4 protein-coding genes and 1 pseudogene are annotated in these 13,640 nt (G+C 58.8%); 4 read left to right on the top strand and 1 reads right to left on the bottom strand.

Going from position 1 to position 13,640, the window contains the following annotated elements; genetic code table 11:
• The first annotated feature begins 610 nt into the window (after positions 1–610).
• Together BBBF_RS09090 and BBBF_RS09085 are read left to right on the top strand one after the other, a co-directional pair.
• Positions 611–1,261, top strand: coding sequence for a CTP synthase (locus tag BBBF_RS09090; protein ID WP_231855220.1), 651 nt, complete (start codon positions 611–613; stop codon positions 1,259–1,261).
• A 455-nt stretch (positions 1,262–1,716) separates the two neighbouring features.
• Positions 1,717–2,844 carry an ABC transporter ATP-binding protein gene (locus BBBF_RS09085; protein WP_033509556.1) on the top strand — a complete coding sequence of 376 codons (1,128 nt, stop codon included), beginning with the start codon at positions 1,717–1,719 and terminating at the stop codon, positions 2,842–2,844.
• 187 nt (positions 2,845–3,031) lie between these two features.
• Here the strand turns inward: BBBF_RS09085 and BBBF_RS10745 are convergent, their stop codons facing one another.
• Positions 3,032–3,583, bottom strand: a complete 552-nt coding sequence (locus BBBF_RS10745; RefSeq protein WP_021647556.1) for a helix-turn-helix domain-containing protein — start codon at positions 3,581–3,583, stop codon at positions 3,032–3,034.
• Positions 3,584–4,197: 614 nt separating this feature from the next.
• On the opposite strand from BBBF_RS10745, the pseudogene BBBF_RS10135 reads away from it, so the two are divergent.
• Positions 4,198–11,904 (top strand): annotated as a pseudogene (locus BBBF_RS10135) (cell surface protein).
• Positions 11,905–11,968: 64 nt separating this feature from the next.
• A complete protein-coding gene (locus BBBF_RS09070) occupies positions 11,969–13,576 on the top strand; it encodes a SpaH/EbpB family LPXTG-anchored major pilin (protein ID WP_021647560.1) in 1,608 nt (535 codons plus the stop codon).
• Positions 13,577–13,640: the final 64 nt, after the last annotated feature.

Raw genomic sequence — 13,640 nt, 5'->3', positions numbered from 1 at the left:
GCGCACTTAGGAACGCAAATGTGTCGTCACAGCCGTTGATGCCGCCGCGGCGCGCCGAGTTATCCACAATCGCCTAGCCTTCGACCACATACCCCGGATTCGCTTGCGCAGCGGCGGTCCATATTGTCATCATCAACATATGAGACAGCACAAGCATCTAGACGATCTGATGAACCGGGCGGAAATGGACGGGCGATGTTGTTCCGCGTCCAGCCCGGCGGAACGACAGGCGATGCTGCGGCGAACTCGTTGCGGCGATGTCGTGCGGCCATTTCGCAGCGTGTACGCGCGTCGTGAATACTGGGATGGTCTGAATCCCATTGAGCAAGCGTCACATGTCATTCGCGAAATGGCGAGACGGCATCCCGAGCGCGTATTCGCCGGACTGAGCGCGGCGGTCATCTACGGGTTCGAGCACTCATGGACGTTGCATGACGAGCCATACGTGTACATCGCGACTGACGGATTCACCAAGTCACGTCGGTCGTACCACCGGCTGCGGCGCATCTCGGTGCGTAGATCCGATATACGGGAGGACTGCCATGTGGTCCGTTTGTACCGGCCTCGCGGTGATGGAGCAGCACAGGACGGGTCGAATACCTGGAGTCAGGTGAGCAAGTTGGCTGACCGGATCGCCCACGAACGGGCATTGCGTGACGATGTATGTATCGGCGAGGTACGTGTGACCAGTCCGGCAAGAACCTTGGTGGACTGCGCGCTCTTGTATCCGTTCGAGCACGTGCTGTCGATGTTCGATTCCGCGTTGCGCCGGGGGCTCGTGACCCGCGAGGAGATCGTCGCCGTCTGTGATGGTCTGCGAGTGGATTGTGGGCCGGTATTTCGTCTGCTGCATTATGCGGATGCTCGCAGCGAGAACGGAGGGGAGTCGTTCTGCCGGGCTGTATCCATCGAAGAAGGGTTTGTTCCTCCGCAATTGCAGCATACGTTTTACAGCCGCGTGACCGGCAAGGAGGCGGGCCGGGTCGATTTCATCTGGCATACGGAAGATGGCCGCATCATCGTGCTGGAGTTTGACGGTATGCAGAAATATATCGATCCAGAGATGACGTCGAACCGGGATGTTCGGCAGGTGGTCCGTGACGAAAGGCAGCGCGAACAGGATCTGAAAGAGGCCGGAGTGAGCGTTGTGATACGGACGAATTACATCGAAGTGGTCCAGCGCGCGCCGTTCGTCATGAAGCTGATGCAGGCCGGTGTACCGCGTGCCGGGGCGCACCCGATATTCGAGCATGCCGATTGAGCCGGAAGCGCCGTTGCGTTCCTAAGTTCGCGCCGGAACGACAAGTGCGCGAACATACGGACGCAAATGGCCCTGTTTGCGTACCTATGTGCGCACGGTCGTCGTTTCGGCGCGCACTTAGGAACGCAAAAAGAGGAGAGGACTTGGGGAGGGGAGAGGCGGGAGATGGATGGGAGGAGGGGGACTGAGATGAGGTCGGAGTAAGGATAATGCCGGCTGCGGGATGCCGGTTGAAGGCCCGTCGATGTTACGTCCGCGTTTCAGACGCGCGTGTTGACGTGTTCCAGCGGACGTGTATAGTAGTACGTGGCTCAACGAAGAGAGTCTTCAATGAACCGAAGGAAAAAAGAACGCTGCGGTTTGATGTTGCCAGTGTAGGGACTGATGATCAAGGCACAGTAATCCCTTTACAACGGATCGTGAGGCACGTACCTGCCTCTGAAAGGATGAATATCATGGCAGAAGTCGTATTCGACCACGTCACTCGTATCTACCCGGGCAACGATAAGCCCTCTGTGGATGATTTGAACCTTGACATTAAGGACGGCGAGTTCCTGGTGCTCGTTGGCCCGTCTGGCTGCGGTAAGTCCACGACTCTGCGCATGCTGGCCGGCCTGGAAGAGGTCAACAAGGGCCGCATCCTCATCGGTGGCAATGATGTCACCACGATGCAGCCGAAGGACCGCGACATCGCAATGGTCTTCCAGAACTACGCTCTGTACCCGCACATGACCGTCGCCGACAACATGGGCTTCGCCCTGAAGATCGCCGGCACCCCGAAGGAAGAGATTCGCAAGCGCGTCGAGAAGGCCGCTGAGATCCTGGATCTGACCGAGTACCTCGACCGCAAGCCGAAGGCTCTGTCCGGTGGTCAGCGTCAGCGCGTGGCCATGGGCCGTGCAATCGTTCGTGAGCCGAAGGTCTTCCTCATGGATGAGCCGCTGTCGAACCTCGACGCCAAGCTCCGTGTGCAGACCCGTACGCAGATCGCTGCCCTGCAGCGTCAGCTCGGCGTCATCACCCTGTACGTGACCCACGATCAGACCGAGGCTCTGACGATGGGCGACCGCATCGCCGTCATCAAGCTCGGCGTCCTGCAGCAGGTCGGCGCTCCGACCGAGCTGTACGATCGCCCGGCCAACGTCTTCGTCGCTGGCTTCATCGGCTCCCCGTCGATGAACATCAACACTCACCCGGTCGTCAACGGCAAGGCGAAGATCGGTGAGGACACCGTCGACCTGCCCGCCGAGGCCGTCAACAAGCTGACCGCTGAGGATGGCGGCAAGATTGTCGTCGGCTTCCGTCCCGAGGATGCCACGCTGGCCACCCCGGACGATCCGAACGCCTTCTCGCTGAAGGTTCAGAACATCGAGGATCTGGGCTCCGACGGCTACATCTACGGCACCATCATCACCGATGGCTCCGCTGCCGAGGCGTCCACGATGATGTCCGACCAGAACAAGCTCACCACGATTCGTGTGAACCCGCGTGCGCTGCCGAAGATCGGCCAGACCGTCAAGATCAAGATCGACCCCTCCAAGATGCACCTGTTCGCTCCGTCGACCGAGCTGCGTCTGAACTAGTAGAGGAACTAGCAGATACTTGGTATGACTTCGGTCATGCCAACCATTAAACGAGGCGATTCTCTTCCTCTCTTATGGCCTCGTTGGAAAAGCCCCGCGTAGTTGCGGGGCTTTTCTTTTTGCCCAGAAAGACATACGCTAACCGGCCCCCGCAAATGAGCTTTTTTTGTTCTTTTGTCCCCGTTGTCTATTTGGAAGTGCAACATCCTTGTTTGTCTTGCAAGTTTAGCAGCTCGTCGGCGAATGCCTCGGCGGGCGTGCGGTGGCCGAGCACGCGCATGGGACGGTTGTCGGTCTCGTCGACGATCTCCTGGAGCCCTCTTGTCATACCGGGTTCGATGATCGTGCGTTTGGGCAGGCAACGGCGGATGATGCCGCTGACCGGCAGCGGCGACCAGCCTCTACCCGGCCATTCGGCCACCCGCGACCACAGGCGGCCGAATGACAGGCGGTATGGCTTGCGCGGCTTCGCCCTGCGCCGGTCGGCCTTGCGCTGCGCGGGGCCGGCGATGTAGTAGCGGCCCGTCCACGGGCCCGTCTTCAGACGCTTCGGCCGGTACGGCCGGTAGGACTCGCTCTCGTTGGACGGGAACCACGTGTTGCGCCTGATCTCCCTGCTGATGCCGGACGGGCCGCGTCCCAGCAAACGGGCTATCTTCCTGACGCTCGTGCCGTTGCCGACCTCGATCTGGATGACCTGGCGTTCCTCTTCCGACAGGTGTGAATATACTTTCCCCATAGGTGCAACATCCCTTCGGACTGGTTATCTGGACAATCTCCAATAACGGGTGTTGCACTTTCAATTAGACAACGGGCCAACTTCTTGTATAATTGTATGCAGTGACCTCCCGAAAAAGGGATTGCGAATCTATGAGGGGAAACAATGGGCTCGAAATCGAAGTTCGTCCGTTGCGGGTTTAACGGAGGAACAGAACAGGAATCTGGAAGGCAGCGCCATGCCTTGAAGCGTTGCCTTGCTTCGGTTATTGCTGTTTCCTTGTCCATCGTGTGCATGGTGCCTGCAGCATATGCTCAGAATATAGACGATGTGAGTAGCTCTCCTAACGCCGTAATTTCTGGGGGGGGGATAATACTGTCGTAGCTGCTCCTTCTGCTCGCAATGTCAACGTTGACGATAAGACGTCAGAAGAGGCCAATACATCAAACGGTGCGCCAACACCTTCCGAATCCTCAAATGGCGCGACAGACAATAAGGCGGACGACTCAGCAGAAGCTACCGCTGGCAATTCCGCTAATGATGGAGCCCAAACTCAGGCTCCAAACGATGCTTCTTCTCAAGATGCCAAGAACGATTCCTCAAATGCGACGGATCAATCGCCGGCGAAGGCCAATGTGCAGGTCGCCGCGACGGCGCTTGGCGGCCGTGACTTTGAGGGTCAGGTCACCAAGAAGATCAACGACAAGACCTACATCCTGATTGGTAACGAGCAGCAGCTGCGTGCGATTGGTTCTGGCAAGAAGGTTATTGGCCGCATCAACAAGGTCACGCAGACTTGCACGCGACAAGGACCCCTCAATTATCAGTGGGTGGACGGCACGCCGTCTTCCGAATACGCCGGTGACGCCGATCTCTCCAATTCAGATACTTTGCGCGATGCTGATGCCTCCGACCACCACGGTCTACCGCAGTGCAGCACGCGGTTAGACGTCGGAAAGACCCACACCAAGTATTACGGCGTGGGTGCTGATGGCACGCAAACGGACTACTCCGCTGCCAACACCGGCCCGACCTATTCCGCAGACGCCAACTACCTGATCTTCCGTAACATCGACCTGTCCAAGAACGCGGCAGATACCAACAACACCGAGTGGACTCCGCTCATGTTCTCCGGCACTATGCTCGGTGCGGTCTCCAATGACGGCGACACCGCAGCCAGCCTGTGGAAGGCTGTTGGTGCCGATGGCGCAAGCGTGGTTCACGCTACCGCAGCTCGGCCGGTCATCAGCCATGTGGTCGTCAATCAGAAAGATATGGTCTCTAATGTCAAAGGCGACCAGCTGGATGTCAGCAAGCGGCAGGGCATCGGCTTCTTCGCCTCGATCACGAACAAGACCGTGATGAACAGTAACAGTCTGGGCAGCGTCGGTACGGCCGTGGTGTCGAACCTCAAGCTGCAGGATGTGTCGGTGACGAATCATACGAGTGAATCGTATATTCCGCCGACCTTGATCGGTATGCTCACTTCGGCAGTGGGATTACTGCTCGACACACTGTTGAAGGCGTTAAAACTATTGACATTCGGACAAGTAGATCTTGACCTCAATCTTCAAGGTCTGCTCACCCTGCACAAAAAAAATCCTTCCAACCTCGCCACGGGTGCATTTGCCGGCCGTATCTACGGGGACACCAAGGTTACGGACTGCGAGGTAGCAGATGTTTCGGTATCTAGCGTAAGCCGTATGACCGGTGGTTTCGTGGGATATGTTGAGGGCGCAACCCGATACGATGCAGTCTCCGGCATCGTAGGAGCGCTCACCAAGTTACTCTCGAAGATTCTGAACGTCATCCCGTTCCTCGGGCTGGGCGATTTGGTGGACTGGTTGCTGTCCGGCACACTCGGGCTGAATGCCTTGATTCCGGCTGGCTACTACAACCCGGTTATCTCGAATAGTTCGGTGAACGGGTTCAAAAAGAACGTGGTGATCGGCAACAAGGACAACCCGCAGGCCGGCGGCTTTGTCGGTGCGCAGATTGGTGCAATCATTGAGAACTCTTCGGTGACGAGCACGAATGGTTTCACCGTGCGGGCAACGCAATATGCCGGTGGTTTTGCCGGAGTAAGTCGCAACGGCAACGTGGGCGGTCTGCTCGATTCGCTTGGTATTGATTTGCTGTCTGCGCTGCGTCCGCAGAGCCTCATCGAGAACAGCAACCTGACCGTCGACGGCGATGGCAAGGTCACTGTATCTGCCACGGACTATGCCGGTGGATTTAGCGGCGCGATGGCCAATGCCTACGCGGTCAATAATACGATTTCAGCCACGGCTGCCGTGTCTACTGATAAATCCCATGCCGGCGGATTCACCGGATTTGCCTCCGTGGGATGGGGCCTGGAACTCGGCACGGACGATGCCGCGAACGCATCGCTGCTGAAACAACTCACCAAGGCTGTGGCCAAATTGCTGAGCGGCAGCGGTAGTGGTGCGGGAGAACTGCTGTCCATCGTCGGTGTGAATCCCTCCGTGATTCTCGGCACGCAGATGAAGGGCTCCCTCACCGTTAAGGCTGGTGGCGATTACGCGGGCGGCCTTGTGGGCGAAGGTTCGGGTACGGTGATCGGTGATTCCTCGCAGAACCGCCTTCAAAAACTCACATTCTGGAAGTACAACAATCCTCGTGACTTCCCACAGCAGCGTTCCACCACCATAGAAGGCCTTGAATCGGTCACGGCCACGGGCTCCTACGCGGGTGGCATCGCCGGCAATCTGCAACCGACAACGGTAGCTGGGTTGCTCAACAGTGTGGTGAAAATTGGCGATATCGCCACGCTCAAGAAGTTCGACCAGTTTGCCGCGTTCACCGTGGAGAACATGTCTGTCACCGCTCCGGCATCCGGTTTGACGGTGAAGGCCGGTTCATACTATGCGGGCGGTGCCATCGGATGCGCCACCGGTGGTGACGTGACCAACATGAACCTTACCAATCTGGCCACGGTCACGGCCAAGGGAGAAGCCGGCGGTTTCATCGGCTTCTCCGGACCAGGCGACGCCGTTGGTGCCGGCGGGCTCAATGTGCTTGGGCTTATCAAGCTTTCCGGTCTGCTATCGGTTGCCCAATATTCTTCGGTTGCAGTCACTTCATCGAATGTGAACGGCATCGCCAACGGATTCACGGTCAAGGCGACCGGCAAGAACGAGAACAACGAGACCACCGATTACGCTGCGGGCGGTTTCTACGGTCAGGCCAACAGCACCAAGACCCGCGAAAGCCATGTGACGAACCTCAAGTCGGTCGCGGCCGATACCAGCACATCCGATGGCATCGCGGGTGGCTTCGTGGGCTTCTCCACCACCGGTGGCCTCGCTGACGCACTTAGCAACGCCGATGATTCCAGCGTGTTGGACAACCTCATCAAGGGCGGACTGCTGTCCGTGAACGACCTGCTCGGTGCCATGCCGTATCTGATTCCAAGCTATACGTATACCACCGTGACGTACGTCAACGGCGGTTACGTCGAAGGTGATATCGCGGGAGGCTATGCGGGAAACTTCCAAAGCGGCAAAGTCAATCAGTTCTCCGAAACCGATCTCGAGAACGACTCAACGCTGGCAGACGTGCAGTCCCGCGTTCAAGCCAACCCCGTGGCCGTTGTCAACCTCGACCATGTGACCGGCGGCGCATACGCAGGCGGTTTCGGCGGCAAGGTCGTTTCCGGCGCACTCGCTTCGGCTGGCAACGGCGGCCTGAGCCTGCTCGGCAAATTCGGTACGGTGGATCTCGCCAACCTGCTGCAGGTGGTGCAGGGCTATGTGCCGTTCATCTCCTACGCGGGCGTGCATTCCGATGCCACCACCGTGGAGACCACCAGCGGCAACAAGATTTCCGACCCGGACGATCCCGGCTTCACCGTCTCCGCCACCCGACTTGACCAATCCGATACGCAATCCGGTTCCGCCGGCGGCTACATCGGCTACGGTTCCGGCGTGCAGGTATCCCATTCCAGCGTGACCCAACTGCGCCACACCGACGTCAAGGCACCGAAGAATCTGGAAACCACCGGATCCATCGACGACACCTATCTGAGCAAAGACAGCTCGTATGCAGTCACCGCCGCTCGGTATGCCGGCGGCTACATCGGCAAAATGGACATCGGCTCGGCGGCGGCCGTGGGCGGTGGCCTGAGCCTGCTCGGCAAGAACGTCAATCTCAACGATGTACTCAGTGTGCTGGATGTCGTCGTCTCGACGATTGAACACTCCGATGTGACTGGCGGCATCGGCGGATACTCCGTTCTGGCCAGCGCCGCAGATCATAGGAATGCCAACAATGAGCCCGATCCACTGGGTATGGCTGGTGGTTTCGCCGGAGACATCGAAGGCGGCCACATTCAGGACTCGAGCTCTCATGAGTTCGTATACATCATCGGCCAGGTTTCGGCCGGCGGTTACGTGGGTACCATGCAGCCGGGAGCCGTGGCGAACGTGCTTGGTGACGGCAGCGTGCTCAAGAAGCTTGTCAACCTCGACAACCTGCTCTCGCTCGTGCAGGACTTCACACCGACGATTCGCAACAGCTCGACCGATGCCGCAGTGTGCGGCGGCGCGGTGCGTGCCCAGGCGGCATCGGATACGACCACACGCCGCGGCATGGCCGGCGGCTATGCGGGACGTAATCGTGGCGGTCATATCTGGGGCAACAACACAGCAGCATGGAAGCAGGAGAACACCGACGGCAAATACAACGGGCCGCGGCGCGTAGCCTACGCCGCGCGCATCCGCAGCGTATACGGTGCCGAAATCGCCGGCGGTTACACCGGCTTCATGGAAGCGGCCGATACCGCTGAAGGCGGTTCGCTCTCCTTGCTTGGCGGTCTCATCAAGGCCGGCAACCTCGCCGGCGTGCTGTCCGTGGTCTACCCGACCGAGGAGCACACGAAGGTCACCGGTCCGCTGCGCAATATGAGCTACGACCAGTGGAAGACGTGAGTCGACAACATCGGCAAGTACGGTGCGTATGGCAAGGAATTCACCGATGTAGCTACGGGCGATGGTGCGGGCTCTGTTACTGATCAGGATTCCCTGGACAAGTTCCTCGAATCCTACATCTTCGGATTCAACGTCGTCGCAGGACGTGCGGAGTATCGGACCGGCGCGAACCTGCATGATTCCGGCGTCGCCGGCGGACACGTCGGCCTGATGCGCACCGGCACGATCACCGATGGCCAGTCGATGGACGTCAAGACCGTCTCCGCCATGCGTGCGGCAGGTGGCTACGCGGGCACGATGGAATCCGGCTCGGCATCCTCGTTCGGCTCCATCCAACTATTCGGCGACAAAGGCATCAAACTTGATCTGGGTCAGATGCTCGACGTGGCACAGGTATTCGTGCCAGTCATCAAATCCTCGAGCGTGGCCGGCTACCGCAAGGGTATGAAGGTCGTGGCCACCGGCGAAGACATCACGCACGGCACCGGCAACGCCGGTGGCTACGTGGGTCTCGCGGTCGGCGGCCAGATCTGGGGCGATCTCGACCAGAACGGCCAGAAGCTTGTCAAGGGTGTCACCGCTGCCGGTGCCAATGTTTCCAACCTGCGCAAGGTGGAAGGGCGCAACAATGTCGGCGGATTCATCGGCGTGGCCACTGCCGGCGCGGTCGCGGATGTGGACACCAACGCATCCGAGGGATTCCTGCAAGGAATCCTCGACTCGCTGGTCTCGACCCCGGCAAGTCTGGTCAGCGTATTGCAGGCCACGGTTACGACGATTCGCGGTGCGCATGTGAGCTCGGATGACCCGGCATGGGGATACACGGTCGACGGCGCATATGAGACCAAGGACGATAAGGGTAACACCACAACCAAGTATGCCCTGAACGCCGGCGGTTTCGCCGGCTCGCTGCAGGCCTCGATCCTCGGTGACAAGGATTCCGCCAAAGGCACCGGCAGTGAAGCGGATCCGAACAATGACCCAGCCGCACTTACAGTCACCGGGCTGCGCGCCGTTGAAGGCGGGCAATACGCGGGCGGCTTCTTCGGCCTTGCCGATGTGTCCAGCGTCGCTTCCGTCGGCGGCGGCGAGGCCGGCGATAAGCAGAATACCAACCTGCTGCTCAAACTGCTCAAGGTCGGCAACGTGGGCGTGCTCGAAGCATTCCGCACCTTCATCTATGACGGTCAGGTCAACGGCGTGAACGACGGCATCCAAGTCGTCGCCCATGATTCCACCACGAAGGGCATGCTTGACTCGAAGCGTTACACCGGTGCGGCCGGTGGCTTCGGCGGTGGACTGATCAATGGCTCTGTGAAGCAGTCTGCGGTCACCAACCTCAACAGTGTGACCGGCGTGAACTACGTGGGCGGCTTCATCGGGCATCTTGGCAAATCCGGCACGGTCGCCGCCGACAATGCACAACTCGGCACAGATGCGCTCAATCTGCTTGGTGCCACGGCCGGCGTACTTGACATCTGGGGCTCGCACGTTGGCGATTCGCGCGTCATCGGCATCCCGGACGGTTATACCGTCACCGCCACACACCATGGCGACAATTACGGCAAAGCCACCGACAAGGCTACCGGACGTGAGGTCGCAGGCGGTTTTGTTGGATACGCGGATCTGGCCAGGGTGAAGGGCTGCACGTCTGACAATCTCAAGAAGGTCACTAGCGGTGAGATTGCCGGCGGATTCGTCGGTGAAACCAGCCGTGCCTATTTGGTTGACGCGAAGGTCAACTCTGTACTTGTGGAACTGCTGCTGCAAGTGGTGAACGCGCTGGTCAAGCTCCTGTACCTCGACAAGGCGGAACAGGTCGGCGTCATCGATTTAGGCAAGTGGTTCCCGGCCATCTTCGGCAAGGTATTCGATCTCAAGGTGCTTTCGGAAGGCAACGTGCTGTACGTGAACCTGTTCGGACTGAAGGTGAGCGTTGCTCTGTCCAAGGCTGATGATGAAAACCAGCAGCAGACCGACGTGGCGATTGTCACCATCGGCGACAGCGTCATCAAACTGCCTTGCAGCAAAGACGGCATTGATATGGATGGGTCGGGCAGCAACCTGACCGTCCAGCTCATCAAGGGCAACCGTACTCGCGTGGAACAGTCCACCGTAACGGGCATCGCCAATGGCTATGACGTGTTCGGTGGAGGGGCAACTCAGGATACCGACGGTGTGAAGGATCTCACCACCGGCTACGCGGGCGGCTTCGCCGGACTGAACGACGAGGGCGTGCTGGCAGACGACCACATGGTCTACGCCGACACGATCCGCGGTGCCAGCGGACTGGTCGACCCGTTCTCGAACACTAAACTCAAGTCCGTATGGGACTTCAACACCATGAGCGACATCCTCGGACCGGTCGATGACGGCAACGGCGACAAGGCATACAACACCTATCGCATTTACCGCAAGGCGGCCGCGAACGCTAGTGAGGCCCGCACCTCCGCACAGGACGGCAACAAGATCTTCTCGCAGAAGAACACGGCAGACGATGCGCTGAACACCGGACTCGATCGTTGGGAAGTGAAGCTGTTCGACGTGGTCAACACATACGACAGCAGCGCTGTGCACAGCTCCGCATCCGGCGATGCCGGCACCACTTGGGTCGGCATTAAGAACGCCGTGGTCGACTCCACGGACGGCAGCACCAAGACGAAGCTCGATGCTTACCAGTCCCCGGCCAAGGCCGTGCTCATGCTCGACGCGACCGTGACCGACAACAACGGCGGACTCACCCCCGAACCGGACGACGGCCAGGACCCGTGCGGCAAGGACGGTTGCCGAACCATTGACCTGACCGTCCAGAAGGTATGGAAGGACGGCAACCTCGAACGGCCGCAGTCGGTCGAACTGAAGATCGCCGCGCACTATACCGATGGCAGTGGCAATACGGTGACGCCGCAGACGATTCAATGCTTCGGCGCGGATTGCACAACCGTGACGCAGAAGAATCCATGGACGGTGACGTTGGACTCCTCCGATGCCTCTTCCTGGAGCAACACCTGGCGCAAGGTGATTCAAGGACTGCCGGTCGCATTCGTGGATGTACAGGATGCCAACGGCAAGGACATCGTGCGTTACTACACGTACACCGTGGAAGAAACCGCCGTGACCTATAAGGACGGCGATACCACCAAGACCATCAAGCCCGCGGAGGCCGGATACCAAGTATCGGTCTCCTACAACACCAAGGAACGCGTGGCCATTGTTACCAATGCGGCGTTGCTTCCGGATATGGGAGGCGCGGGCACGATGTGGTTCCTGATGTTCGGCTTGCTGCTTATGGGAGCTGGCGTGGTCTGGTACGTGCGTAATCAACGCGTTCAATCCGGCACAGTCCGTTCGGGCTCCAGCCGTATACGAAAGCGAGGTGCCCATGCCGCGTGACGACCACATAGACAAACCGTACCTGCCAAACAGAAAAGATTTCCATTTAGGGAAAGGAACAGTAATGAAATCACTGATGAAAAGGGTTTTCGCTGCCGCCGCGGCGATTGCCACCGTATTTGGATTGGCTGCGACGACAGTCGCCACGGCCAACGCAGCGGATAATGCCACGCTGACGGTCAGCACTACTGACGCGAAGTTCGCCGGTAAGACCGTGAACGCCTACAAGATGTTCTCCGCCACCGTGAGCGGTGACGGCAAGGCTGTCTCCTACACGTTGACTGACGAGTGGAAGCCGTTCTTCGAGAACTCCACTGCTTCCGGACTAACTGGTGCTACCAACGAGAACGTCAACGATAAAGCAAACGACTACGTATCCAAGCTGCAGGGTGAAGACTTGGTTGCTTTCGCTACCAAGGCATCGAACTGGGCGCAGAACAAGGCCAACAACATCGCGGCTGGCGCGACCGCTACGGTATCTGCCGATGCCTCGAACGATAAGTACACTGCGACGTTCGCTGGTCTCGACTACGGCTACTACGTGGTCGCTGTGCCGGGTGCGACCTTGGCCAACACCAGTGGTCAATACGCCACGCTAGTTTCCGTTGGCCGCGCTAATGTGACTGCCGACATCAAGGGCGACCTGCCTACCGTCGACAAGAAGGTACAGGTAGGCAGCACTGGTAAGGACGTCACCGACGCGAAGATCGGTGATACCCTGACCTTCACCCTGACTTCCACCATTCCGGACATGTCCGCCTATAACACCTACACTTTCAACTTCAAGGATACGTTGTCTAAGGGCCTCACCTTTGGACAAGTCGAATTCGTTAAGGTCGAAGGTGTGACTGATCCACTGACCGTGGGCACTGACTACACCGTCACCACTCCTACGGCCTCCGACAATACGCTTGCTGTCGCCATGAAGGACTTCAAAGCCAAGCAGCAGGCCAATGCCGGCAAGAAGATCACCGTCACCTACACGGCCACGCTGAACGAGAATGCTGTTGTGGGCGGTCATGGTAACACCAACTCCGCAACGATTCAGTACTCCAACAACCCGAGTACCGATGGCACCGGTGAGTCCGAACCCAGCAAGGTTCGCGTCTTCACTTATGGCTTCACCGTCGATAAGTACACTGGTGGCAGTTATGATGATACCGCTACTCGACTTGCTGGTGCTGAGTTCACACTCGCACCTAAGAACGACACCGACAGCACCGCTATTAGCTTCGTGCAAGTCAATGCCGGTAATGCGACCACGAACGCTGTATACCGTGTAGCCAAGGCTGGTGAGACAGCTACTACTACGACTATCACCACTCCTGCAAACGGTAAGGTTGACTTCCAGGGACTGAAGAACGGCGAGTACACGCTCACCGAGACCAAAGCGCCGGCCGGCTACAACAAGCTCGCCAGCGCCATCGGCGTGAGGGTTGATGGCCAGAACGACGGCACTGACACCACGAATGCCACCGTCACCATCACCTACGACAACAACAATGGCAGCGACTACGACCAGACCGCATCGAACGGTGTCATCCCGGTCCATAACAAGTCCGGTGTTACCCTGCCTGGCACTGGTGGCATGGGTACCATCGCCTTCACGGTGATTGGTGTGCTGGTCATCGCGCTCGGCGTTGCCTGGACTCTCAAGCGCAAGAACGCCTGACGAGCATGGCCGTGTTTTGGGCGTGAAGGGCACACACCCGCTACGCCCACAACACGGTTTCCTC

The organism is Bifidobacterium bifidum ATCC 29521 = JCM 1255 = DSM 20456 (assembly GCF_001025135.1).
Lineage (GTDB): Bacteria > Actinomycetota > Actinomycetes > Actinomycetales > Bifidobacteriaceae > Bifidobacterium > Bifidobacterium bifidum.
Note: the sequence above shows the minus strand (reverse complement) of the source record. Positions and strands in the feature narration are given on the sequence as shown.